This is a genomic window from Paenibacillus filicis (genome assembly GCF_038070315.1).
Lineage (GTDB): Bacteria > Bacillota > Bacilli > Paenibacillales > NBRC-103111 > Paenibacillus_G > Paenibacillus_G filicis.
This window is the reverse complement of sequence record NZ_JBBPCC010000021.1, coordinates 119,327-144,723: the sequence shown is the minus strand read 5'-3', so window position 1 is coordinate 144,723 and position 25,397 is coordinate 119,327. Positions and strand designations below refer to the sequence as shown.

The window sequence follows — 25,397 nt, the reverse complement described above, 5'->3', positions numbered from 1 at the left end:
AAGGGAGGAATCGTTCATGTTTTTGGCAACAGCTACACAAGAGCCTGCAGGCTTGGTCACTTATCTGGGAACGTACGGACCGCTCGTTCTGATGTTCGTCGTCTTGTATTTCCTGCTGATTCGCCCGCAGCAAAAGCGTCAGAAGACGCGGAATATGATGCTCGGCAACTTGAAAAAGGGCGATAAAATCGTCACGATCGGCGGCCTTCACGGTACGATTCTGGAGATCAACGATGATAACGTGATTGTGCGTGTCAACGACGTCACGAAGCTGACCTTTGAGCGCTCCGCTATCAATTCCGTTAAATCGACTGCGGAATAAATTCGAAAGCTGCACCGGTTTTTGACCGGCTGCGCTTCGATACAAAGAAGACCCGAACCTGCGCTTTGGCCAGGATCGGGTCTTCTTTGCATGGTGCGACGGGCTGTGAATTACTTCTTCACATTAACGCCGATCATCCCGCCGAATGCACCGGCTGCTAGCGCCAGTCCGGCGATCATCATCAGCTCGCGGGTGAAGCTGCTGTCATAGGCGAGAAATCCGATCAGCCAAACGACGAGGGTATAGGCCAGACCCAGCAGCCCTCCATGGTACCAGCCTCTGGATTCGCAGCGCTTGCCGGTTATGATTCCGCCGACGAGCAGAGCTAGCCCGTGGATGAACAGCGTAACGGCAAGCCACGAATTTTCGGACAGACCTGTGCCGAGCATCAGAAGCGAAGCAAGCAGCGTACCGATGAGGGCGACGCCGGCGGAATACGTGAGCCCGGATAGAAGCGGCGAACGGTTCATAAGACTGGAAACCTCCCCTGGTTATCTTGTTTCCATTGTATGGGCCTGGCCGCACAAATAGTACAAGTTCTGTGTTACCAACATTTCACCCGAATGCCGTCTCCCGGTGGAGGTCACAATACCCAGTGAACCGAAAGGCGGGAGGGAATGTCTCATGGAGCTTTGGGCCTTGTTCTGGCGCACCATTCTGCTTTATGTTCTTGTATTTCTGACGATGCGGATCATGGGCAAGCGCGAGATCGGCAAGCTATCGATCTTTGATCTGGTTATCTCGATTATGATCGCGGAAATTGCAGTATTCGTGTTGGAGGATGTACATAAACCGCTGATCGAAGGACTGCTCCCCATGCTTACGCTGGTAGCCGTTCAAATATTAATTGCTTATCTCTCACTCAAAAATGAAAAGCTGCGCCGCTGGATTGAAGGCCGGGCAGCGCTGCTGGTGGAAAATGGAAAGATGAACCGCGATGAAATGAGTAAACAACGCTACAATCTGGATGACCTGATGCTCCAGCTGCGCGAGAACAAAATTATGAATCCTGCTGATGTGGAATTTGCCATTCTGGAGACGTCCGGCAAACTGACCGTGAAGGAAAAGCAGAGCGACCACAAGACCGAAGAGGCCGAAGCTGGGGGGAACCCGAAGCCCGCATTCCGTTATGTGGGCTTGCCGGTGCCGCTGATTATGGATGGCAAGGTACAGGATGAGAACTTAACCAAGCTTGGTCAAAACCGGTTTTGGCTGAAAAAAGAGCTTCAAGCCAAAGGAATCAAGGAGTTTAAGGATGTATTCTTCTGTTCCATCGATCATCGAGGCAGATGGTTTATCGATAGGAACCGCTAAAGCTTATTTCACGAATTTCTTGCCGAGCCACATGATCCGGAAAAAATCATCCCGGTCAATCAGCCTTGTCGCCAGCGCCAGCGCCAGGTAGAAGAGGAATCCGGCTGCGCAAGCGACGAGGAAGCGGCTGAGCCCTTCCTCGATCCAGGAGGCTTGGATAAGCACCGCGCTGATCCAGCCTGCCCCAGCCATGCTGATTCCGGCCTTGACGAAATCAAGAGCGGACATCTTGAATTGCAGCAGCCTGGCCACACTATATCCGTGCAGGATGGTGACAAGCATAATATTGACGGTGATGGCTACGATAGCGCCCAAGATGCCGAATTCTGGACGGCTGGCCAGCAAATAGATCAGAGACAGCTTCACAGCAGAGCCTACCAGCGTGTTCACAAGCGCCGCTCCGGGCTTCTCCAAAGCTTGCAGCGCCGCCTGCAGCGGGGCCTGCAGGTAAATAAACAAAGCTGCCGGGGCCATCAGCCGCAGCATGGCTCCGACTTCAGGCTGCGCATACATATAGGTGCAGATCGGCTCCGCCAGCACATACATGAGGACGGCGAACGGCGCGCCGGTCACGAGCGCAAGTCTTAACGACTGATGAAGCCTCATATGGATGGTTTTCATATCGCCCTTGGCCGCGGCCTCGGACAAGGAGGGGACCAGAGAGACCGCGAGCGAATAGGTCAGCGCGCTCGGCAGCATAAGGATCGGGATAACCATCCCTTGTAATGCTCCGTATTGGGCGGTAGCCATCGCGGTCGCGACTCCAGCAGCGGCCAAGCTCTGGACGATTAGGATCGATTCCAGAAAGTAAGAGCCGGAGCCGACCAGCTTGCTGCCTGTGACGGGAAGGGCCAGCCTTAACAGCTGCCTGAAGCTGGAGCGTCTCCCCGGCTTGTCTGAGCTTGCTGCAGAAGAGAGCGTGCCAACCGCGCGTTCCGGGTGGATAGCTTCACGCTTGTACAACAGCAGCAGCACGAGCAGCGCCGCGATCTCCCCGGCCAGCACGCCGACCATCGCTCCAGCTGCGGCATAGGCAATCCCATACGGCAGCATCATATAGGCAAAGGTGAGCACGGTTACGATGCGTACCAGCGTTTCGGTAACCTGTGAGAGAGCGGTCGGGATCATATTCTGCCGGCCCTGGAAATACCCGCGGTACACGGAGGATATAGCGACTAGCGGAACGATGGGAGTCATGCACAGGAAGGTGTAGTAGACTCTGGGATCGGTGAACAAGTGGTCGGTTATCCAGCGGGCTCCGTACAGGATAATTCCCGTGAAGACAATACCAAGCACACTGGCCAGTGCCATCGCGACGCGGAAAATGCTTCTGACCCGCGACTCATTGCCCTCAGCCTCGGCCGCCGCGACCAGCTTGGCCACCGCGACAGGGATGCCGCCGGTCACGATGGTCAGAATGACGACCAGAAAGGGCCACCCCATCTGATATAAGCCGATTCCTTCCGCCCCGATGACACGTGGCAGCGTCATACGGGGGATAAAACCCAGGATGCGGTTGATGATACCGGCGGCGAGAAGAATCATCGTTCCTTTGATGAAAGTTTGTTTGGTCAATGGAATAACCTCTTTTCTCACAGCAGGAGTATAGTAATGGATATGCGGAACCTGTCCGCACGCATGCACACATTTTTATACAAGCCTTGACCGGCCTGTAAGCAGGAAATCGGCTGCAGGCAGCGAATTACATACAGCACAGGCACAGAACGGATGCGCATCGGGAGGGATCGGTCATGGGGGACGACGGCAAGCGGTTGGAGGGAACGGATCAGGAGCGGATCGAGGAGCCGGAGCAGCCGGTGGAGAGGGAACCGGGGACGCCGTCAGACGGCAGGCTGGAGGACGAGGAGCCGGAAATCGAGGGTCATCCCGAATCTCGTGACATGACGGAAGGCGCTAGAGATTCCGGGCTGGAGGACAATAGTGAAGCTTCTGCCGGACTTGCCGGCGAAGTACCTTACATGGAACGATTTTTTGCCAGTCCGGATGACGCAGAAGAGGATGCTTCGCTGGCCCGGCCCGAACATGAACGGGAGCAAGCAGAGGCTTGGCTCGGAGGTTGGACCGTGGCGGAGGCTGTTGAAGCTGGTGATGAGGAGGCAGCCGCGGCTTCGGACGCTGCTGTGCTGGAGCCTGATGCGGAGAAGCCGGAGAATTCAGTGGAACCGGCAGCTGCGGCATCGCCGGATGCTGAAAGCGGCAGTCTGGTGGATCCGGAGCTTTTCCCTGAGACGGAGGATGACGACGCGGAGAACGTCATGACCGGGGAAGAGCTTAGTCTGATGATTGAAGAGATTTGCACGAGCAAGGCTGAGGAGTTCCGGATGCTCGGCTATGAATATGTGACAGGCTCGGAAATTTGGGAGTGCGTCAGCGACAAGTACCGCAAGCAGGGACTTCCGGCGCTGCACCGCATCGTGAACGATATTTTGTCGCTCAAGGTGACCTCGTTCATGAACTGGATGACGATGAGTGCCTTCAAAGACCCCCGTATTATGTAAGCGGGTGTCTTTTTTTGCCCGCTATGCGGGCCTGTGATGCCGTCAATTGGCAAATTGACTCGATTTTCACAGGTGGGTATAATAGGACTATTGAGTGTGGAAGGAGATCCTTATGGACATCAAACGCATTGTCGCTTTTCTCGCGATAATCCTGATCGTATTCACTTCGATCGGACTGTCGAGCCCTAATCTGGTCAAGAACGTCAAGCTGGGTCTCGACTTGAAGGGCGGATTCGAAATTCTGTATGTGGCTGAGCCGATCGAGGCTGGTAAGCCGGTAAACAAGGACTCTCTTACCCAGACCGCCCTCAGTCTGGAGCAGCGGGCCAACTCGCTGGGCGTAACGGAGCCGGAAGTGACAACGGAAGGAACGGACCGTATTCGTGTCAAGTTTCCGGGGGTTAGCAATGAAGAAGAAGTAAGAAAAGTCATCAAAGAACCGGCGCAGCTGACCTTCCGGGGGCCGGACGGAACCAAGGAAATGCTCGGAAGCGATTTCGTCGAGGGTGCGGCCAAGGTCCAGTTCGACCAGACGAACCGGCCGATCATCGCCATCGAAGTCAAGAATAAGGACAAGTTCCGCGATGTGACGACTAGGCTGCTGGGTCAGCCGCTGGGCATCTACTTGGATGAGAAGCAGCTGTCCGCGCCGACGATCCAGCAAGTGCTGTCGGACGGCAAAGCGACGATTACGGGCAATTTCACGTTCGATGAGGCCAAGAAGCTGGCGGATACGATCAATCTGGGCGCGTTGCCGCTCAAGCTGACCGAGAAGTACTCGCAAAGCGTAGGCGCGACGCTGGGTCTGCTGTCTCTGCAAGAGACGGTGAAGGCAGGCTTGATTGGCTCGGTGCTCATCTTGCTGTTCATGCTGATTTTCTACCGCATTCCAGGCTTGGTCGCGTCGATCTCGATCATTACATATGCTTGGCTGCTGCTTATTGTATTCGAGCTTGTCCATGCTACGCTGACGCTGCCGGGAATCGCGGCCTTTATTCTCGGGGTGGGGATGGCCGTTGACGCCAACATCATTACCGCCGAACGGATCAAGGAAGAAATTCGCAGCGGCAAGAGCGTATTGTCCTCGCTGAAGGCCGGATCGAAGCATTCGTTCCGTACGATCATGGACGCCAATATCACGAACATTATCTGCGGAGCCGTACTCTTTTATATCGGAAACGGGGCCATTCGCGGATTTGCACTGACGAACATGCTCAGTATTGCTCTGAGTATCGTCACCAATATCTTCTTTGCGCGGCTTTTGCTGGTCCTGCTGATTCGCGCCAATGTGTTCAAGAAGCCGTCTTACTTTGGCGTAAAGGAGTCGGAAATCCGTGCCCTCTAAAATGAATACGAATCATGTAACGAATACGCACGACTATTACAAAAACTTTTTTGACTTCGTCAAGCACCGGAAATACTTCTACATCGCTTCGCTGATCATCTGCTTGCTCGGCGTGATCATGCTCTCGTGGAAGGGATTGAATTACGGCGTCGACTTCCGGGCCGGTACTTCCATGGACATCTCTTCTCCTCAGTCCATCGACAAGGCCAAGGCGGAAGAGCTGTTGAAAGCGAACGGAGCCACGGCCGAGACTTTGACGCTGGGCGGAGATAATGCCACCCGGTTGTCCGCTCGTTTCAGCGAGATTTTGGATGAAGCTACCGTGACTAAGATCAAACAAAGCTTTGTCGCGGCTTACGGCGACAGTGTGTCGCAGGAAGTGAACACGGTGACGCCTGACATGGCCATCGAACAGCAGAACAAAGCCTTGCTTGCCATCGGAATAGCGAGTATCGCGATCGCTTTGTATGTAACGATCCGGTTCGAATGGCGCTTCGCCATCGCGTCGATCATTGCGATTCTGCACGATGCTTTTGTCGTTATCAGCTTTTTCGCCATTTTCCGAATGGAAGTCAATCTTCCTTTTATGGCGGCAATTTTGACCACCATCGGTTACTCGATCAATGACAAGATCGTCATTTTTGACCGGGTCCGCGAAAATCTTCGCTTTGCCAAGCTGAAGACGACAGAGGATTTGTCCAATATGCTGCATGACAGTATCTGGCAGACGATGAAGCGGAATATCAATACGGTCTTGACGGTTCTGATCGCGGCAGTTTGTCTGCTGATCTTCGGAAGTCCGGCCATTAAGCTGTTCGCTCTCGCCAAAATTATCGGTTTGACCAGCGGTGCCTATTCCTCGATTTGCATTGCCGGTCCGCTTTGGTACGAATTGAAAAATAAAGCGCTGGGTTCGAAGAAAAAAGCCGCTGCGTAAGAACGAATACCTTGGCCGTCGCGTCAGCTAGCCTGCGGCGGCCTCTCTCTTTTCAGGCGCTAAGCGGATATCACTTTTCATAGAGGAGTGGCTCCATGACGGAAGACAGAACTAAGCAGGCGTCCATCGGCCTATGGCCCGGGATCGGATTGCATTTCGCGCTGGCGGTCGTGAAGGGCTTCTTTGGCATCACGGCGCAAAGTAAAGCGCTCCTCGCCGATGCCGTCTATTCGGCTGCACATGTCGTCGGCTCATTGTCCGAGCTGAGAGGCGCGAAGAGCGGCAGGTTCGTCATGTCCAGAGACGGGTCGGCAGGCAGGGAAAGAATTGAGCCAATGGCTACCATTCTGCTCGCTGCTCTGCTGATGGTCGGCAGCATCGAAATTGCCGTCACGACTGTCAGGTCCATGCTTCAAGGGGTGGTTCAACCGCCTAGAACTGCGGCTCTTATCGTTATTGTTATCTCTATATTAGCCAAAGAAATCTGGTATCGTTATCAGCTGAGACTTGCTCACCAAGAGGCCAACCCGTATGCGGCGGTTATCGCAGCGCGTAAGCACAGAGATCTGCTCATGCCGCTCGTTGCCTGCATCGGCATAACGGGCTCGATGACTGCGGGGTATTTCGGGCTTTCTTATTTCTATCTGCTAGATGCAGTGGCGGCGCTGGTGATCACATTCGCCGTCCTATGGAGAGGCTATCTGCTTCTGCTGGAAGCGGCGCTTCGCTCCAAGCCCCGATCGCTGCATATGGAGGACGCCCAGGATCTTCTGGCAACGGTGCAGCGGATCAAGGGTGTCATCTCTATCGATGATCTGCAAGCGAAGGAACAAGGGCACTATGTAACCGTAGACGTTAAAATCAGCGTCAACCCCCGCATTTCGATCTATGAGGGGCATGAAATTGCCAAAACGATCAAGCAGGTGCTGATGAAGCGGTTTACTCATATTGCGGATGTTATGGTTCAAGTGTTTCCTTATGATCCCGGATATCCGTATAAAAATGCGGATGTGGAGCAGGATGATATGCCGACTCTGCTGCATTGACGAACGCACGTCAGGCTGGATGAAAGCGGCAGAGATCGTGGAATTAAACAAGGAGGATTCACCGTATGCTGCAAGGAAAAGCAAGGTGGACCGTCGGTCAAGCCGAGCCATACGACGCCAAGGCCCAAGAGCTTGAGCAAGCCCTGAACGTCTCCCCGTTTTTGTCGCGCTTGCTGGCGGCAAGGGGAATCACGGATAGCGGCCATGCGGCTGAATTTCTACATGGAGGAACGGATTGTATATACGATCCGTTCCTTTTGGACGGTATGGACCTGGCAGTCGATCGGATTCGCCGCGCGGTCGAGACAGGGGAGAAGATCCGTGTGTACGGGGATTACGATGCAGACGGAGTAAGCAGCACCTCGTTGATGGTCAGCTTGTTCAAGCAGCTCGGGGCTAACTTCGATACCTACATCCCTCATCGTGTGCAGGAGGGGTATGGTCTTCATATAGGCGCGATCGATGCGGCCAAGGAACAGGGTGTCAGCCTGATCGTTACGGTCGACACCGGTATCAGCGCTGTCGAGCAGGTCGCCCATGCCGTTTCGGTCGGTATCGATATCGTAGTGACGGATCATCACGAGCCTCCGGAGCAGCTTCCCGAAGCCTATGCGCTCGTGAATCCGAAGAAACCTAATTGCCCTTATCCGTTCAAGCAGCTCGCCGGGGTTGGCGTAGCCTTCAAGCTCGCACAGGCGCTGCTGGGGCGCTGGCCAGAGGAACTGCTGGAATATGTGGCGATTGGGACGATTGCGGACTTGATGCATTTGTCCGATGAGAACCGGATCATGGTGAAGCAAGGGATCGAGCGGATGCGGAATACCGCGAATCCTGGTCTGCGTGCGCTACTCGAGGTGTCCGGTGTTGCCGTCAAAGATGTGAACTCCACCCATATAGGGTTCGCCCTGGCGCCACGGATCAATGCAAGCGGGAGGCTGCTGAGTGCGGATGCAGCCGTCAAGCTGCTGACGACAGACAGCGAGCAGGAAGCGATACAGCTGGCCGATAGTCTCGATGCGCTGAACAAAGAACGGCAGCGGATCGTAGACGACATGACCAAGGAAGCAGCGGGTATGGTCGAGAAGCTGAGAGACGCGTCCGGTCAACTGCCCAAGGCGCTTGTGCTGGCCCAGGAGGATTGGAATGTCGGGGTCATCGGAATCGTGGCCTCCAAGATGGTGGACCGCTACTACCGTCCGACCGTTGTTCTCGGCATTGACAAGGAAACGGGGATGGCCAAGGGCTCGGCCCGTTCCATTGCCGGTTTCGATTTGTATCAAGCCCTGACGGGGTGCCAGCATCTGCTCGACCATTACGGTGGACATCAGATGGCGGCAGGCATGACGCTGGAGCGCAGCTCGCTTCCTGAGCTGGCTGAGCAGCTGAACCGGATGGCGGAGGAATCGCTCAGTCCAGAGGATTTGACGCCGCTCCTGCAGGCTGACTTGGCTTGCAGTGCTGAGGATATCACCCTGGAGAATATTCGGCAGCTGGAGCTGCTGGGCCCGTTCGGTATGGGCAATCCGGTGCCTCGCTTCATCTTCCGGGGGCTGAGTCTCGGGGAGATGAGAATACTAGGCAAAGAGAAGCAGCACTTGAAGCTGACGCTGACCGATCAAGCCGTTCAGGAGGCTGCCAGCATTGAAGCGATCGGCTTTGGCAAAGGCTTGCTGTCGGAGTGGATCTCGCCTTCGGCGACACTGGATGTGCTGGGAGAGCTGTCGATCAATGAATGGAACGGAAACCGGCGCCCCCAGATCTTGATCCAGGATCTGCGGATTGCTGATGTGCAGTTGTTCGACTGGCGGGGAGCGGCCAAGCCGGAGCGCCGGGTCGCTGAGCTGCTGGATAAGTGTAAGCGCAAGCCTCCCGGCGAGGCCGGTGGAAGTGTGCCTCCGGCGATTGTCGTGTTCGGCCAGATATCGCCGCCTGTGCTGAGGCCGTTCGCAGAAGAAACGGCTATCTGGATGATGGACATTCACTTGGCCGTCCATCCGCAGAACGAGCTGGCGCGAGCCATTCCGCTGTCTAAAGCGGAGGATATCATTGTGTTCAATGTGCCCGATAAGTTAGAGCAGATCGAGTCGCTTGCAGGCGAAGCCCTCGCTGTGCGCCGGTATTATGCGGTGTTCGGGGATACGGAAAATGACCGTCAGTCCGCTGTCGTACCAGGACGGGATATGTTCAAGTCGGTTTATGGCGCTGTCGCCATGCTGGAAAAGGCAGGCACAGTGCTAGAGGCTGGCTTCTGCCAAGCCGTAGCCAAGCGTACAGGCTTGTCGCCCTCGCTGGTGACTTTCATGCTGGAAGTGTTCGCCGAGCTCGGCATAGCGGCTCCGACTACCGGGGGCGGTTACCGGCTCGTACCTTCGGCGCCTAAGCGAGAATTGACGACCTCGATGCTGTATCAGGCAAGAATGAAGCGTCCGGAGACCGAGCAAACGCTGCTGTACTCCTCGGCCAAGGAGCTGCTGGAGAGATTCGCTTGAGGCTGCTTGCAGAGTCATGGCCTGAGCAAAGCTATCTTCTATACATCGAACAAGACGAACTTACACTTTGGAGGAGATCATATGGATTACAAGTCTTACATTCGGGAGATTGAGAATTTCCCGCAGCCGGGCATCAGCTTCAAGGACATCACGACCTTGTTGAAGGACGGCGAAGCCTATCGCGCTGTCATCGCCGAGCTGGCTAAGAAGCTCGAAGGCAAGCAAATCGACTGTATCGCGGGACCGGAGGCGCGCGGCTTTGTGATCGGTGCTCCCCTTGCGGTAGCGCTGGGCATCGGATTCATCCCGATCCGCAAGAGCGGCAAGCTGCCAGGTCAAACGATCGAAGCGGACTATGCGCTGGAATACGGCAATGACAAGCTCGCTATGCATGCCGATGCGATCTCGCCTGGGCAGAAGGTGCTGATCGCTGATGATCTGCTTGCTACAGGAGGCACGATCGCGACTTCCATCAATCTGGTTAAGCAGCTCGGCGGTGAAGTCATCGGCGCGGCGTTTCTGATCGAGCTGCTGGAGCTGAACGGCCGCGATAAGCTGGATGGCGTCGAAGTGCTGTCACTCGTTCAATATTAAGGATACGGCATCGAGAGAAGCCGCCTGCCAAGATCACAAGAAAAAACCGTCCGGACATTCGGACGGTTTTTTGCGTAGGGTTACGGGGATGGGCTGCAGCGTTTCTTAACAAGGCTTTCTGTTGATCTTCTTCGGATCCCGTACGGTCCGGCTCCCGCCAGCGGCGGCTCCCGTGCGCCTACGAGTTCCTGTCCCCTTGCGCTTCACGCACCGGCATATCCGCTTACCGGCGGCGGGCCGATGCTTGCGCCGGTGATGACCGCTCCGCTGTCCAGCTTCCGCTGGGGCACTGCTCGGATCAGCAGCTTCGGGGTGCGGATAGGGCCAGCCTTCCGGTAAGCCCGGAACCTGCAGCGGCCATTTCCCTGGAAAGCCAAAGTTGTGGCCATGTTCACCGGACCGATGTGCATGATGACCTGAGCGATGAGCCTGTTCGCCAGATCGATGCGGATGATGTCCCGAGCGATGAGCCTGTTCGCCGGATCGGTGAGCATGATGTCCCGAGCGATGAGCCTGTTCGCCGGAACGGCGAGCATGATGACCTGAACGATGAGCCCGTTGGCCGGACCGATGCGCAGGATCACCTGACGGATGACCAGGAACCGCGGAACGGTTACTTAATAGTCCGCTTTCGGGGCCCCAGCTGTGTGAGCCCTCTATCAAGCTTTTGACTCGCAGACGCTTCGAGACCGAATGTTTGTTGCTGCTTGCCATGTGATTGCTCCTTTCTGTTGTCCTCAGAGTCTCTCGCTGAAATCCCTTTCAGCGGCTGCCCTAACGGCATATTCGCTTCCCTTGGGCTTTGGGGTTGGTGGAGCCTGGGGCAGCTAAGGGAGTTCGAACTGTACTCTATGTATATGACCCCCTCGTCCCTTCGGTATAGTCGATGATCCTGTTAGCGCTCAATATCCGCTCTTGTCCGATTCGCCGGACATCATCGTGTCTGATTTGATTCCGGGCTCACGCCGTTCCAGCCTGAGAAATCAGGGAATAAGGTAGAGCAAACAGCCTATGGAAGCAGACGCGCGAAGGGCTTCGTGCTGCGTATGCCGACAGTGCAGACGGGAGGAGGGGCCGATGACAGTGCTGCCTGTAAGATCGCTTGTCGTCGAAGCCGGGCAATTACGGATCTTGCAGAGGGACGTTTGGAGTGACCGGTTCGTCCAGGCGGAATTCAGCGACGGTACACAAAAGGCCTCCATCCGGCTTCGGTACCGAGGAGGCCACACACGCAATTATCCCAAGCGTTCCTATGAGATAAGATTGGGCAGCCGAACCTACCACTATAATGCAGAGTATGACGATCCTTCGCTCCTGCGTAATGCGCTGTCCTTTCAATTCTTCGGCTGGCTCGCGGTACCGAGTCCTCGAGCCAAACATTGTCTGCTCTATTTGAATGGGCAGCCGCTCGGCGTTTATTTGGAAATTGAAGGTGTGAACCGGTCGTTTTTCCGCAGGAGAGGGTTGAAGGTTCGTTCTTTGTTCTACGCGGTGAACGATCATGCCAACTTTAGCAGCAGGACGGAGTCGGGCAGACGCAAGGCTTCGCTTCTGGACGGTTATCAGCGGAAGCTCGGGACGAGAGAGGATGGGAGAAGGCTGGCGGCATTTATCAGACGGTTGAATGCTCCGGGCACGAGCAGGACACGGGTTATAAAACGGGAAATGGATATCGATAATTATGCCAGATGGCTGAGCGGAGCCGTGTTGACGGGCAATTACGACGGCTTTGTACAGAACTACTCCCTATACCGCAGCCCAGTCACGCTGAAGTACAGGATGCTCCCTTGGGACTACGAGGGAACCTGGGGGCGCAATTGCTACGGCAAGCTCTGCGGAAGCGATCTGGTTCGGGTAAAGGGGTACAATGAGCTGACCCGGCAGCTGCTCCGGGTGCCCTCCTGGAGGTCGGCCTACAAACGGCGGCTTGGCAGCGCGCTTCGCCGGACCTTCACTGTGGACCGGATCATGCCGGTTGTCGAATCCATGCATGGCCTGATCCGGGATCAGGTGAGACAGGATGTTTCGCGGAAGTGGACATTCGCAGAATTCGAAGGGGAACGGGGCGTGATCCGGCGTTATGTGCAAGAGCGCAGGAGGCTGGTGCAGGCTGCTCTGGAGAGGCTATGAGCGGAGGCTAGAAAGCATTTCACGCAGAGCGGCGAAATGCTTTTTTTGCCAGCTTGGCACAATATGTCGGTTTGTCCCGCAAATTCTTGACGCAGGGTACGATTCAGGGGCATAATGGATTAAAATCGTGTTAAGGGAATGGATCAGACCAATGGGGATAGAGCAGCTTCTTGAGAAGGCATCCAGTTATATAAAAGAGCAGGATCTCGTTCGGATTCGGGAGGCCTACGAATTTGCCGATCAAGCCCATTATGGTCAGGTTCGGAAGTCGGGCGAGCCGTATATCCTGCATCCGCTGGCCGTAGCGGAGATTTTGGTCAATATGCAGATGGACACGACGAGTGTCATCGCTGCGCTGCTTCATGACGTCGTGGAGGATACGACGGTGCCGCTGGAGTCCGTGAAGGAGAAGTTCGGGGCGACCTGCGCCATGATCGTTGACGGCCTGACCAAGCTGGAGAAGATTAAGTTCAAGAGCAAAGAAGAGCATCAGAACGAGAACTACCGCAAGATGTTCGTCGCGATGGCTCAGGATATCCGCGTCATTCTGATCAAGCTCGCCGACCGGCTGCACAATATGCGTACCTTGAAGCATCAGTCTGAGGAGGCCCAGCGGCGCATCGCGGACGAGACGCTGGAAATCTTCTGTCCGATTGCCCACCGTCTGGGGATATCGGCGATCAAGTGGGAGATGGAGGATATTGCCCTGCGGTACCTCAATCCGCAGCAATACTACCGGATCGTCAACCTGATGCAGAAGAAGCGCACTGAGCGCGAGCAGTATATCAATGACGTGATTCATACCGTGCAGGACAAGCTGAGCGAAATGGCCATCGAAGGCGATATTTCCGGCCGTCCGAAGCACATCTACAGTATCTATAAGAAAATGACCGCCCGCAGCAAGCAGTTCAATGAAATCTACGATCTGCTGGCGCTGCGGATTATCGTAGACAGCATAAGGGATTGCTATGCGACCCTCGGCATCATCCACACGCTGTGGAAGCCGATGCCAGGCCGCTTTAAGGACTATATCGCGATGCCGAAGCCCAATATGTATCAGTCCCTTCATACGACTGTCATAGGGCCCAAGGGCGAGCCGCTGGAAGTACAGATTCGTACGTTCGATATGCATCGTACCTCCGAGTACGGGGTAGCGGCGCACTGGGCTTACAAAGAAGGCGCAAATGTGCCGTCCGGTGGCTACGAGGATAAGATGCAGTTTATCCGCGAAATTCTGGAGCTGCAGAATGAAGCAGAGGATGCGTCCGAATTCGTCGAGTCGCTGAAGATGGATTTCTTCTCCGATCTTGTTTTTGTATTTACGCCTAAGGGTGAGGTGATCGAGCTCCCTGCAGGTTCGGTGCCGCTTGATTTTGCTTACCGGATTCATACGGAGGTAGGGAACCGGACGATCGGCGCCAAAATCAACGGTCGCATCGTGCCGCTGGATTACAAGCTGAATACAGGCGATATCGTCGAGATTCTGACGTCCAAGCACTCGTACGGACCAAGCCAGGACTGGGTAAAAATCGCCCAGTCGTCACATGCGCGGACGAAGATCAAACAATGGTTTAAGAAGGAACGCCGCGAGGAAAACGTCATCAAGGGCCACGAGATGATCGAGCGCGAGCTAAAGCGGCTGGGCTACGAGCCGTCTCAGATGATGAAGGACGACGAGATGATGGAGGTTGCCAAGAAGTTCAACTTCAACGAAGTGGAGGACATGTTGTCCGCCGTAGGCTTCTCCGGCATCACCGCAGCCCAGATCGTGACCCGGCTCACCGAGAAGGCACGCAAGGAAGCGGAGGAAGCGCAGCAGCAGGCGATGCAGCTGACTTCCGAAGTGAAGGAGATGAAGGCTCCTTCGATCGACAAGGAGCGCAAGGGACGCCCAACGAACGGTGTCCGCGTCAAGGGCGTCGACAACCTGCTCGTCCGCTTCGCTCGCTGCTGCAACCCGGTTCCGGGGGATCAAATTATCGGTTACATTACAAGAGGTAGGGGCGTTTCCGTACACAGGGCCGATTGTACCAACATCCCTTCGCCGGAGTGCAGCGACGAAGGGAACCGCGTGATCGATGTGGAGTGGGCTGATCAGGTGGAGGCCAATTATTACGTCGAGATCGAGATTACCGGTCATGACCGGAGGCATCTGCTCAACGAAGTGCTTCAGGCCGTATCGGAGAGCAAGACCGTCCTCTCTGCCGTGACGGGCCGTTCGGACAAGAACAAGATGGCGTTGATTCATATGACGATTCTCATCCGCAATATCGACCATCTGCACGCGGTCGTGGAGAAAATCAAGCGTGTGAAGGATGTCTATTCCGTGCAAAGGATCATGCAGGCCTAGAGGCGGGCGTAGCGCGCCTGCCGGTACCCATCCTGCATGAAATGCGATTCGACGTCCATGTTATTCGAGGAATGCAGTTTACGCATAGAAACGGGGCTCAAGTTGAAGTGAAGGTTGTGCTGCAACGAAGCAAGGCCGCAAGCGTGGCCGTGAACGGTGAGACGGTGGGAAGCATTCCGAGAGGCCTCGTGCTGCTGGTGGGGGTCGCTGAGGGCGACACCGAGCAGGATGCGCGCTATGTTGCGGAGAAGGTGGCCGGACTGCGGATCTTCGAGGATGAATCGGGCAAGATGAACATGTCCGTGCAGGAGACAGGCGGGCAGGTGTTGTCGATCTCCCAGTTCACCTTGTACGGTGACTGCAGGAAGGGCAGACGTCCGAACTTTATGGCCGCTGCCCGTCCGGAGATAGCCGAGCCGCTCTATGAGCGGTTCAATGCCCTCCTCAGAGAGCAGGGACTGCATGTGGAGACTGGCCGGTTCGGCTGCATGATGGACGTGTCCCTGGTCAATGACGGTCCCGTCACGTTAATTATTGAAAGCAAGTCTCGTGACTAACTGAACATTCACTGGCCAGAGAGGTTAAACAGGCTGTTTTTGGGGTAACCTGACAGATGCAAGACTCTTCTTGACATCTTGATTCCCCAAGGAGGCTGAGGGCGATGTATCGCTCCCCTAAGGAACAAATCGCGCTTATGCCGGAACTGTATGTGACTCTTGGACACATGGAAGAGGCCGCTGCGCTGCTCTCTGCAGAGAGGGGCGCCGGCTCATGGAGTGCCGGACATTCTTCCGCCCAGGAACAGTTGAAGCGGACACCCCGCAAAACGTTCCGTTGAAGCAGATGAGGGCCACTGCCCGCGCGTTATAGCGCGGGCAGTGGCCTGTTTCTATGTCTGCAGTTCGATAGCTTCATCCAAGGAAGAAGAATCGCGTCAGCGTGAGAAAATAGCCTGTAATAACGCGAGAATGCGTGTCATTCCCCTTTATATAAGCAAATTTGTCTGAATGCTGTCGTTTTTGGGCAAAATCTGCAACTTTTTGCACGGTTCTCTCGTATTATTATTTATGGCAGTATTCGTTGTAGCCAGACCTGCTTCTCAAGAAGGCAGATCTGGAGGAAGTCCTTATTCTTTATACAAGAGGTGTGACATGGCAGGCAATTCTAGGTATGCTTCCGGTGGCAATTTGAAGGGTTACATCGCAGTGTTGGTGGCGATCATCATCCTTGCGGCCGGAGCCAGCGGTATTTATGTATGGAAGACCAAAGCATTGAAGCACAGCGTAGTCACCGGAGCCGCTCAGGCGCTCAAGGAAATCAAGACTATCCAGACTCCGGCGGACGAGTATGATGTTATCGTGGCTGGTACGGACCCGGAGGGAGTCGCTGCGGCTGTATCGGCGGCGCGTAACGGCCAGAAGACCTTGCTGGTCGACGGACATGACCGCCGCATATTGGGCGGGCTGATGACGCTTGGCTGGCTGAACAGCCTCGATATGAACTATGAGCCGGACAAAGGCATGCTGCACAAGCGTGAGATTATGAACAAAGGTATTTTCAGCGCCTGGTACAGCAAGATCGAAGGGGATTCATTCGATGTGGTGACAGCAGCCAATGCCTTCCATGACCTGGTAGCTGCGGAGAAAAACATTGATGTACTGTTGATGGTGAAGGGCATGGATCCGCTCGTGCAGGCAGGCAGCAGCGGACAGACGGTAGCAGGTCTGAAGCTGACGCTGGCAGACGGCACGCAGAAGACGGTCAAGGCGGGTTCTGTCATCGATGCGACACAGGATGCCGACATCGCTGCGAAGGCTGGCGTGCCTTATACGACAGGCCGTGAGGATCTGGGCGACAAGAAATCCCGGATGGCGGTAACGCTAGTCTTCCGCCTCAAGAATATTACGCCTGACGTATGGAAGAAAGTCCAGGATCGTTTGGAAGGGGACGGTGACCCGGGTACGGGCGCCAACGCGATGAGCGCCTGGGGCTACAAGGATATGAAGGACTACCCACCTGTGAACAAAGAGCGCGTGGCTATGCGCGGTTTGAACATCGGCAGACAAAATGATAACACCATGCTGATTAACGCCTTGCAGGTATTCGGCATAGACGGTACGGATCCCAAGTCGCGGGAAGAGGCATTCACACTCGCTAAGAACGAGCTACCTCATATCGTGGATTATATGAAGGCTAAGTATCCGGAGTTTGCCGGCATCGAGCTGGATGCAACCGCTCCGGAGCTATACGTGCGCGAGACGCGTCATATCCAGGGCGAGTACCGTCTGAGCATCATCGATGTGCTGGAGAATCGGGATCAATGGGACCGGATCGGATTTGGCGAGTATCCGGTTGATATCCAACGGATTTCACCGGCAGATACGGGTGCGGTTGTGACCGATCCTAAGCAATACGCCATCCCGTTCCGCAGCATTGTACCGCTGAAGGTAGACGGACTGCTCGTTGTAGGACGAGCAGCCAGCTTCGATACCCTGCCTCACGGCAGTGCGCGTGTTATTCCGATCGGTATGGCTGCTGCGGAGGCAGCAGGTGCCGCAGCTAAGCTCGCGGCGGACAAGAAGCTGACTTTCCGCCAGATGGCGGCGTCCAAGGAAGTGATCGCGGAGCTGCATGCGGTACTGAAGCAGCAGGGCATGGTATTGAACGAATACACACTGAAGCCTGAACCGTTCACCGAGCACAAGTCCTACGAGGGCTTGAAGGCTGCGGTCAAGCTGGGTCTAGCAACGGGCGGTTATGACAACAACTTCCGCCTCGACGATAAAAGCAATCAGCAGCGGATGCTGAACATGCTGGAAGGCATGCGCAAGTTCAAGCCCGACGTGCTCCCAGGAGCTCCGTCATCGGCGATCGCCAAGGGCACGGACGCGAAGACGCTGCCGGTAACGCTGGATGCCGCAGCTTATATGTTCGCATTGCTCCTGAAGCAGGAAGCGACGCAGGAAACCGCAGTGGACGTGCTGCAAGCAAAGGGGTTCCTGACTAAGGCTTCTGTCGATACGATATCCAACAAGCAGGAGTTGACCAACGGCGATACGTACATGCTGATCAAGGACGTATACCAGGCGTTGCAAAAAAATAAATAAGCTATTTTGGCCCGACAGGCGGTTCTCTCCAGGAGAACCGCCTGTTTTTGTGCTTAGGGAGTGGCAAGGTGTGCCCTGAGCCAGATTCCTGTCCCTAGGCTGCGCCGCGAGGAGCAGGCTATCCGGAAAACAGCTTGTCTTGGCCCGATCCTCGAGCGAAGGGATGTTCCCCGCAGGTGGACGTTCAGAAATTGTATAGTCCTCTGTAGTAAGCTTGCAGAAGCATGCAAGACTCGGACATGCAGGGGAATGTCACGTGCAGATGAGAGGATGGGGCCGGGCTTATGGGATTATATAAGCAAATCAGGAGCGGTCAGGAGCAGATCGCCATTATCGGCATGGGATATGTCGGGCTTTCGCTTGCACTGGCTTTCGCCAAAAAGATCAAGGTGATCGGCTACGAGGCCAACCAGAGCCGAATGGAAGCCTATCTGGGCGGCACCGATCCGTTCGGAGAAGTCGGCGATCAGGCCATTCAGGAGAGTCAGGTATCCTTTACTTCCGATGATAGCAAGCTGGCTGAGGCGATGGTCCATCTCATCGCCGTACCGTCTGACCAAGAGCCGGCGCTTCATCACGTGCGCACCGCCAGCCGGATCGTGGGTAGGAGACTGCGCAAGGGAGCGGTAGTGATCTACGAAGCGACCGTATATCCGGGGGTAACGGAGGAGGTCTGCGTTCCGATCCTGGAGGCCGAGTCCGGCCTGATATGCGGCGTAGATTTCAAGGTCGGCTATTCGCCCGAGCGTATAAATCCCGGGGACAAGGTACACCGGCTGGAGAATGTGATCAAGATCGTCTCGGGCATGGATGAGGACACGCTGGAGTTTGTCGCGGAGCTGTACGAGCTGATCGTGGAGGCGGGTGTCTATAGAGCGGAAAGCATCAAGGTGGCAGAGGCGGCCAAGGTGATTGAAAACGCGCAGCGGGATGTCAATATCGCCTTCATGAACGAGCTATCCATGCTGTTCCACGAGATGGAAATCGATACGAAGGCCGTTCTGCAGGCAGCGGGAACGAAATGGAACTTTATGCGGTTTACCCCGGGGCTTGTGGGTGGTCATGCCGTCGGAATTGATCCCTATAACCTCATGAGCAGGGCAGAGGATAACGGGTACCGGTCTCAGATCATGTTGGCCGGCAGACATATTAATGAGGGCATGGGCAAATATGTGGCTCAGCAGCTCATCAAGCTGCTGTTGAAGCTGCGGCAGGATCTTGGACGAGTGAAGGTTGGGCTGCTCGGCTTATCCTACAAGGAGGACTGCTCCGATATAGGCAATACCAAGGTAATGGATATCATCAAGGAGCTGGATGAGTACGGCATCAGCTGTCAGGTGGCTGACCCGATAGCGAATGCCAGACAGGCCCTTGAGGAATACGGGATTCAGCTAACGGACTTGGCGGAGATGAAGGATCTGAATGTGGTGATCGTCGCGGTGCCGCATAGCCGGTTCTCTCTCATGCGGCTGCCTGACTTCGATGCGTTGTATGGCGAAGGCGTTCCGAAAATCTTGTTCGATATCAAGGCAAGCTATAGCCGGTCGAAATTCGAACAAAATGGATACTTGTATTGGAGTCTTTAGTTCGTTTGATAAAGAGGGAGATTGGTCGTGATTGGTGTGCAGGTTAGGAACAGACGGGTCAGTCGAACCGCTGGCGCCTTGCTCATCCTGGTGACAGGCTGCGGCATTCTCTGGTATTGCATCAAGGTGAACGGGGAGGATCAGGGCATGCATTCGCCTGTGGAAATGTCCGCATGGATAACGGATTGGCAGTGGAGGGAGGCGCTTGACGATCTTCGTCCGGTTGCTGCGGAGTTGGCAAGCGTTCAGATGTTTGCCGCCTATTTCGATGCGAATGACCGGTTGTATGTCACTTCGGAATTCGAAGCTGCGCTGCCTCAGCTTGTCAAAGCCTACAGAGGGCACGGAGGGACTGGCGAGATCTATCTAACCGTCGTCAACGATCGCTATCTGCCCGATGGTACCGTGGTACAGAGGGAAGCAGCTCTCGTCAGAAGATTACTGGCTACGGAGGAAAGCCGGAGGCGGCATATGCAAGAATTGATCGATGCTGTGCTACGTTATGGCTTCGACGGTGTGGAGCTGAATTATAGTAAAAGCGATGAAGAAACCTGGAGACAGCTAGTTTTGTTTATGGATGAGCTGTGCGGCCGGCTGAAGCAGATGGACAAGGAATTTCGAGTCGTGCTGGAGCCGGGAGCTCCGCTGGAAGGAATTTCTTTGCCTGAGGGGCCTGTCTATGTGATGATGGCATATAATCTGCATGGCACACATAATGGACCCGGTCCGAAGGCCAATCCGGCTTTGATCAAGCGGCTGGCTGCGAAGCTGGACCGGATTCCCGGTCATCGCTATCTGGCATTCGCACTAGGAGGATTTGACTGGAGCGAGGGACGGGTTACTGCGTTGACAGAGAAAGAGGCGGTGGCTTTGACCGCGAGGAGCAGCGTTCGGCCGGAGCGGGATGAGGAGAGCGGAAGCCTTTATTTTATTTACAAAGATGACAAGCAGGCCCGGCACGAGGTATGGTATGCCGATGAGCTGACCTTGAAGCTCTGGAGGCAGGCTGCACGTGAGGCGGGCTATGGCAGCGTAGCTCTATGGCGTCTGGGAGGATTGGATGCCGGAATGCTGCAGGAAATTCGGAATGCGGACGAGCGCGTGTCTGCTTTATATGGAAGGATCAGATAGTTTCAAGACTAAGAAGGAACACAGACGCAGAAAGGGCCGAGTCCTTAGACTCAGCCCTTTTTCACATTAGTAAGAAGCTGTATTAGCTCGCCGTTGCCGAAGAAGCATCGCCTGCTGCGATAGGCTGACGTACGATTTTAACCTCGTAAAACGTAATTTTGTTCGAGAGGATGTACTCCGGCGTGCTGCGGTGGGAATGCGACTCCCGGAACGCTTCGCTCTTGGTCCAGCCGTTGAAGGCTTCCTTGGAGGTCCAGCGGGTCACAACGGATACTTCATCGTATTCCTTGATGCTTTCAGTCAGATGCACTTCCAGGCCAAGAAAGCCTTCCATGTACTCGACCTTGCCGACTTTGTCGAAACGCTCAATCAGCTTGTGGGCTTCGCCCTTCGTAATTTGAGAAGTGTTGGTTACAATGATCATGGATAATTCCTCCTTAGGTTTTGTTACAGGTTTAATCGGGATAATGACAGGATAATCGTCTTCGAATTTGACTTTGGCTTCGATCCGGTACACCTCTTGCAGGAAGCGGCTGGTCAGCATTTCCTTCGGTTCGCCGGTTTCGACGACTTTACCGCGCTTCATGGCGATCATGAAGTGGCAGTAAGCGGCAGCCTGCTGCAGATCGTGCAGAACCATCACGATGGTAAGTCCATACTCCCGGTTGATCGTCTCCAGCATCTCCATCACATCCAGTTGATGAGAAATGTCCAGATAGGTTGTCGGTTCATCGAGCAGAAGAATATTCGTTTTCTGAGCCAAAGCCATGGCAATTCGAGCTTTTTGCTGTTCACCTCCCGACAAAGTTTGAAACATCCGGTGCTCATTCCGCTTGGTACCGGTGACCTGTAGCGCCCAATCGACGATCTCCTGATCCTCGGCGCTCATTCGGTCGAATAATCGCTTGTAGGGCGATCGGCCGTAGGCGACGAGCTCCCGCACGGTCATATCGGGTAACTGTCCTTTCGACTGGGTCAGCATCGCGATGGTCTGGGCGAATTGCACGGAGGAATAGGCTTTGGCCGGTTGTCCATGCACCTCGACCTCGCCACGGTCAGGCTGTACCAGCCGGGTGATGATTTTCAGCAGCGTGGACTTGCCGGAGCCGTTAGGCCCGACGATGGCGGTCATCTTCCCAGCGGGGAACGAGACCGACAAATCCTCCATACCGAACCCGCCTACCTGGAGACGGACATGCTTCGCTTCGATCGCGCTCATCCCGTGAGCCCCCTTTTCTTCAGCAAGTATAAAAAGAAGGGTGCGCCTAACGCAGCCAGCAGTATACCGACCGGCAGCTCGATCGGGTCAAACCACGACCGGGCTACCGTATCCGCGAAGACGACCAGCGCCGCCCCGCCTGCAATCGACAGCGGGAGCAGGAAGCGGTAATCGTCGCCGACCAGCAGACGCACGGCATGTGGGACGACCAGCCCGACAAATCCGACCAGTCCGGCGACGCTGACGGCCGCCCCGGCCAATAGAGAAGCGAGCAGAATCAGCGCGAGCCGCTGGATTTCTACCTTTTGCCCGAGCAGCTTGGAAGCATCGTCGCCGAGCAGCAGCAGATTGGCCGGCTTGATCGCGAACACCGTCAAGATCAGCCCAGCGATCGCATAGGGCGCCATGAACGACAGATGATGCCAGCTCCGCCCGCTGAGTCCGCCCGCAAGCCAGGGAAGCACAGCCTGAACCCGGTCGCTGTAAATCACCATGAATCCGTTAGTTGCCGCGCCGAGCAGCGCGTTGATGGCGACGCCGGCCAGCACGATTTTCAGCGGAGAGGAGCCTTTGTCCCAGGCTAGCAAATAAATAAAGATCGAGGTCGCAAACGCTCCGCCGAATGCGAGCAGAGGCAGCAGATAACTGAGCTGAGGGAACACGATCATCGCCATAATGGCTGCGAGCCCCCCGCCGGCGGAAACCCCGATGATGCCCGGGTCGGCCAGCGGATTTTTCATAACCCCTTGGAGCAAAGCTCCGGAAGCTGCAAGACAGGCTCCCACGAGCAGTCCGATCAGGACCCTCGGCAGCCGCAGATTCATGATAATTTTCTCATGCAGCGGTTCGCCGGCTGAGGTGAAGACGTCCCAGGTCTCACGGAATGAGATGGGGACAGAGCCGTAAGTCAAGCCATAGAAAGCAACAAAAAGCAAGAGCAGGGGAGCTGCCAGTAGCCCCCACTTCCGTCGGAGATTCCGCTGTTCCAGGTTCATAGGGCTACTTCACCGTCTGGAGCAGACGGCTGAGCTGATCCAGCGATTCACTCACCCGCGTACCCGGATTGGTCCCGAACAAATCGGCAGGCAATACCTCGACCCGGTTGTTCTTGACCGCATCGAGACTGCTCCAGGCTGCATTTTGCGACATTTCCTTCATGAAGCCTTCCTTCACCTGATCCGGGTTCGTGTGGCTCATCAACAGCACGAGCTGCGGATTGGATTTCACAATTTTCTCCGTATTCAGCTGCGCATACTGGGGATAGCTCTCCAGCTTCGGATAGTCGGCTGCAATATTTTCCCCGCCGGCCTTGACCAGAATATCTCCGCTGAGGGAATTGTTCAGCGCAGCCATGTAAGTGCCCGGGGCTCCGTAGACGAGCAGTACCCTCGGCTTGGAGGCGCCTTCCTTGGGAACAAGGGCCTGCAGCTTATCGTCCAATCCCTTGATCAGCTCCGCTGCCTTGGATTCCTTCTGCAGAAGCTGGCCGATCAGTTGAATCTGCTTCTTGATGTCGTCGATGGAATTGGCCGAGGAGAGCACCATCTTGGGGCCCAGAGACTCCACCGAAGGAATGTCCTTGGCGTTCATTGGGTTGTTGCCAAGCACGACATCGGGACTCAGCAAAGCAATCTTCTCCAGATCGATACCGTGCGTGGAGCCGACCTGCACCGCCTTCTCCGCTGCCTTCACCGGTACCGGTGAAGTGGAGGCAGGCCTCCCGACAACCTCGCTGCCCAGCGCATAGACGATATCCAGTTCCCCATTGCTCAATGCGACAATTTTGCTGGGTGCCCCCTTAAGGGCAACGCTTCTTCCCGCAAAGTCCTTGACGGTCACGCCCTGAGAGGCGGAAGCCGCTGCCGTCGTTTCTCCTCCTGCAGCGGAGGAAGAGCTGCACCCCGTCACCGTCACCAGCAGAAGGGCAAGAGCAGAGCTCATAAATGCGGCCTTCATCATGCCTAAAATCCTCCTGTCTATATCCGAAAGCAGTTTGCAGTTAAGCAAGTCGATGCACAGAGTCGAATAGTTGAGAATGAATATCAATATCGATAATAATGAGAATGAATATCAATGTCAAGAGTTATTTGGAATGATTACCCATATCATGCAGAGAACCGAATTTATCAGATTCATTCTGGATGTTTTAGTTAAGAGAACTTGATGTCTACAGTTTTTTGCAGCAACTGTCAGGGGAATGACGGAAAATTTCCTTTACGGAAAAGTGTTGACAATTTCCAGTAAGCTGGGCTATCATCAACCCGTCGGTAAAAATCAGGGCTGATGGGTTGGAGTTGGATCAGGCTCAGGATGCTGAGCATGGAAGACGAAGCACCTGAAGCAGTAGAGAATGAATATTGATGCGGACGGATAAGTAGTCGTCATTTTTTTTCACATTTTATTGAGAATGATAATCATTGTCTAATGTCCGCGGAATATGGAGGAAAAGGTTACGATGATCAAGAGGTTAGCTTTACCATCTTTTGTTTTTGCGCTGCTTTTCGCTCTGCAGATTTTGGTTTCGCCGGCCGTCCAGGCGGTGTCTGACCTGGCAGATGGTACATACAGCATAGACTACGTGATTACGAAGGCCGAGAACGAGTCGGCGTCGATGGCTAACGATTATTTCGAAAAGCCAGCGGTGCTGACCGTAAAGGGTGGAGAAATCACAGCTCAGGTTCAGGTGAACCACAGTAAGTGGATCACCATCTTTAAAACAGCCGCAGGCACTGACTTCCCTGATGCGAAAGTGATCAAAACCGACAAGGAAGAAGATACGCGGGTCGTTCAGTTCAAGATTGAGGATTTGAGCAAGCCGTTGCTCTCGAAAATCCATGTGACAGTACCGGATATCGACTACGACCACGACTATACGATCCGCTTCCTGTTCGATCAAAAAACGCTTAAAAACACCGGCAAAGCCAAAGCGGCCGAACCTGCCAAGAACGAGCCGGCTGCTGCAGGCTCAACCAAGAACACGGACCCTGCCAAGTCCACAGCCAGCCAGGCCGCAGGCAGCAGCAAGGCTGTCCCTGGCAAGACAGGGGCTAACTCCAGCGAGCAGGCTCCTGCTGCGGGAGGGAAATCGGCTGAAGCTGGCAAATCGGGACAAGGCGCTACTGCCACTGTCGTGAATCCGCAAACCGGAGATGAAGCTCCTCTCGCTGTGCTGACTGGCTTGCTGATCGTGTCGGGCTTGTTCATCATCACGCAGCTTCGGGGCAAGCATCGCCGTCAAGGGCTGTAGAGCTAGATCGCTAGGGGCAGTCGTTGTTATCCATCGTTATCTATCATTATCTATCATTAAG

At 55.1% G+C, this 25,397-nt stretch carries 22 protein-coding genes; 16 read left to right on the top strand and 6 right to left on the bottom strand.

Annotation, left to right across the window (positions count from 1 at the left end; translation table 11 throughout):
- Nucleotides 1-16: 16 nt before the first annotated feature.
- Complete coding sequence (gene yajC / locus WMW72_RS26780; RefSeq protein ID WP_341418646.1) at nucleotides 17-322, top strand: preprotein translocase subunit YajC; 306 nt, start codon at nucleotides 17-19, stop codon at nucleotides 320-322.
- A gap of 110 nt (nucleotides 323-432) precedes the next feature.
- Here yajC and WMW72_RS26775 read toward each other — a convergent pair whose 3' ends face one another.
- Nucleotides 433-792 (bottom strand): TIGR04086 family membrane protein, encoded by a 360-nt coding sequence (locus tag WMW72_RS26775; RefSeq protein WP_341418645.1) that lies wholly within the window; start codon nucleotides 790-792, stop codon nucleotides 433-435.
- A gap of 154 nt (nucleotides 793-946) precedes the next feature.
- Here WMW72_RS26775 and WMW72_RS26770 point away from each other — a divergent pair, with 154 nt between their 5' ends.
- Complete coding sequence (locus WMW72_RS26770; protein WP_341418644.1) at nucleotides 947-1,636, top strand: DUF421 domain-containing protein; 690 nt, start codon at nucleotides 947-949, stop codon at nucleotides 1,634-1,636.
- Between the two features lie 3 nt (nucleotides 1,637-1,639).
- Here WMW72_RS26770 and spoVB read toward each other — a convergent pair whose 3' ends face one another.
- Complete coding sequence (spoVB, locus tag WMW72_RS26765; protein WP_341418643.1) at nucleotides 1,640-3,211, bottom strand: stage V sporulation protein B; 1,572 nt, start codon at nucleotides 3,209-3,211, stop codon at nucleotides 1,640-1,642.
- 176 nt (nucleotides 3,212-3,387) lie between these two features.
- On the opposite strand from spoVB, the gene WMW72_RS26760 reads away from it, so the two are divergent.
- The 6 genes from WMW72_RS26760 to WMW72_RS26735 all read left to right on the top strand — a co-directional run bounded on the left by WMW72_RS26760 (nucleotide 3,388) and on the right by WMW72_RS26735 (nucleotide 10,566).
- Entirely contained in the window at nucleotides 3,388-4,155 is a 768-nt protein-coding gene (locus tag WMW72_RS26760; RefSeq protein WP_341418642.1) for a post-transcriptional regulator, read from the top strand.
- Nucleotides 4,156-4,267: 112 nt separating this feature from the next.
- Nucleotides 4,268-5,500, top strand: a complete 1,233-nt coding sequence (secD, locus tag WMW72_RS26755) for a protein translocase subunit SecD (protein ID WP_341418641.1) — start codon at nucleotides 4,268-4,270, stop codon at nucleotides 5,498-5,500.
- 1 nt (nucleotide 5,501) lies between these two features.
- On the top strand, nucleotides 5,502-6,437 hold the full coding sequence (gene secF, locus WMW72_RS26750) for a protein translocase subunit SecF (RefSeq protein WP_341418663.1): 936 nt from the start codon (nucleotides 5,502-5,504) through the stop codon (nucleotides 6,435-6,437).
- A gap of 95 nt (nucleotides 6,438-6,532) precedes the next feature.
- Nucleotides 6,533-7,483: a cation diffusion facilitator family transporter gene (locus WMW72_RS26745; RefSeq protein ID WP_341418640.1), complete on the top strand. Its 951-nt coding sequence runs from the start codon at nucleotides 6,533-6,535 to the stop codon at nucleotides 7,481-7,483.
- A 65-nt stretch (nucleotides 7,484-7,548) separates the two neighbouring features.
- Entirely contained in the window at nucleotides 7,549-9,972 is a 2,424-nt protein-coding gene (gene recJ, locus WMW72_RS26740) for a single-stranded-DNA-specific exonuclease RecJ (RefSeq protein WP_341418639.1), read from the top strand.
- Between the two features lie 81 nt (nucleotides 9,973-10,053).
- The gene (locus tag WMW72_RS26735) at nucleotides 10,054-10,566 is read left to right on the top strand and encodes an adenine phosphoribosyltransferase (protein ID WP_341418638.1); all 513 of its coding nucleotides are present in this window, start codon (nucleotides 10,054-10,056) and stop codon (nucleotides 10,564-10,566) included.
- Nucleotides 10,567-10,769: 203 nt separating this feature from the next.
- On the opposite strand, the gene WMW72_RS26730 is transcribed toward WMW72_RS26735, so the two are convergent.
- Entirely contained in the window at nucleotides 10,770-11,102 is a 333-nt protein-coding gene (locus WMW72_RS26730) for a hypothetical protein (protein ID WP_341418637.1), read from the bottom strand.
- Between the two features lie 541 nt (nucleotides 11,103-11,643).
- Between WMW72_RS26730 and WMW72_RS26725 the strand changes: the two genes are divergently transcribed.
- The 7 genes from WMW72_RS26725 to WMW72_RS26695 all read left to right on the top strand — a co-directional run bounded on the left by WMW72_RS26725 (nucleotide 11,644) and on the right by WMW72_RS26695 (nucleotide 20,870).
- On the top strand, nucleotides 11,644-12,696 hold the full coding sequence (locus WMW72_RS26725) for a CotH kinase family protein (RefSeq protein ID WP_341418636.1): 1,053 nt from the start codon (nucleotides 11,644-11,646) through the stop codon (nucleotides 12,694-12,696).
- Nucleotides 12,697-12,847: 151 nt separating this feature from the next.
- The gene (locus WMW72_RS26720) at nucleotides 12,848-15,046 is read left to right on the top strand and encodes a RelA/SpoT family protein (RefSeq protein WP_341418635.1); all 2,199 of its coding nucleotides are present in this window, start codon (nucleotides 12,848-12,850) and stop codon (nucleotides 15,044-15,046) included.
- A gap of 107 nt (nucleotides 15,047-15,153) precedes the next feature.
- Nucleotides 15,154-15,603 carry a D-aminoacyl-tRNA deacylase gene (gene dtd, locus WMW72_RS26715; protein ID WP_341418634.1) on the top strand — a complete coding sequence of 150 codons (450 nt, stop codon included), beginning with the start codon at nucleotides 15,154-15,156 and terminating at the stop codon, nucleotides 15,601-15,603.
- A 104-nt stretch (nucleotides 15,604-15,707) separates the two neighbouring features.
- Nucleotides 15,708-15,884, top strand: coding sequence for a hypothetical protein (locus WMW72_RS26710; protein WP_341418633.1), 177 nt, complete (start codon nucleotides 15,708-15,710; stop codon nucleotides 15,882-15,884).
- Nucleotides 15,885-16,197: 313 nt separating this feature from the next.
- The gene (locus tag WMW72_RS26705) at nucleotides 16,198-18,153 is read left to right on the top strand and encodes an FAD-dependent oxidoreductase (protein ID WP_341418632.1); all 1,956 of its coding nucleotides are present in this window, start codon (nucleotides 16,198-16,200) and stop codon (nucleotides 18,151-18,153) included.
- A gap of 284 nt (nucleotides 18,154-18,437) precedes the next feature.
- A complete protein-coding gene (locus WMW72_RS26700) occupies nucleotides 18,438-19,739 on the top strand; it encodes a nucleotide sugar dehydrogenase (protein ID WP_341418631.1) in 1,302 nt (433 codons plus the stop codon).
- A 27-nt stretch (nucleotides 19,740-19,766) separates the two neighbouring features.
- Nucleotides 19,767-20,870 carry a glycosyl hydrolase family 18 protein gene (locus WMW72_RS26695; protein WP_341418630.1) on the top strand — a complete coding sequence of 368 codons (1,104 nt, stop codon included), beginning with the start codon at nucleotides 19,767-19,769 and terminating at the stop codon, nucleotides 20,868-20,870.
- 82 nt (nucleotides 20,871-20,952) lie between these two features.
- Here the strand turns inward: WMW72_RS26695 and isdG are convergent, their stop codons facing one another.
- The 3 genes from isdG to WMW72_RS26680 are packed head-to-tail and all read right to left on the bottom strand — an operon-like array spanning nucleotide 20,953 to nucleotide 24,045.
- Nucleotides 20,953-22,089: a heme oxygenase gene (gene isdG / locus WMW72_RS26690; RefSeq protein ID WP_341418629.1), complete on the bottom strand. Its 1,137-nt coding sequence runs from the start codon at nucleotides 22,087-22,089 to the stop codon at nucleotides 20,953-20,955.
- Nucleotides 22,086-23,084: a FecCD family ABC transporter permease gene (locus tag WMW72_RS26685; protein WP_341418628.1), complete on the bottom strand. Its 999-nt coding sequence runs from the start codon at nucleotides 23,082-23,084 to the stop codon at nucleotides 22,086-22,088. The genes isdG and WMW72_RS26685 overlap by 4 nt, the downstream gene beginning before the upstream one ends.
- A gap of 4 nt (nucleotides 23,085-23,088) precedes the next feature.
- Nucleotides 23,089-24,045 carry an ABC transporter substrate-binding protein gene (locus WMW72_RS26680; RefSeq protein ID WP_341418662.1) on the bottom strand — a complete coding sequence of 319 codons (957 nt, stop codon included), beginning with the start codon at nucleotides 24,043-24,045 and terminating at the stop codon, nucleotides 23,089-23,091.
- Between the two features lie 499 nt (nucleotides 24,046-24,544).
- Between WMW72_RS26680 and isdC the strand changes: the two genes are divergently transcribed.
- Nucleotides 24,545-25,336 carry a heme uptake protein IsdC gene (isdC, locus tag WMW72_RS26675; protein WP_341418627.1) on the top strand — a complete coding sequence of 264 codons (792 nt, stop codon included), beginning with the start codon at nucleotides 24,545-24,547 and terminating at the stop codon, nucleotides 25,334-25,336.
- Nucleotides 25,337-25,397 lie beyond the last annotated feature (61 nt).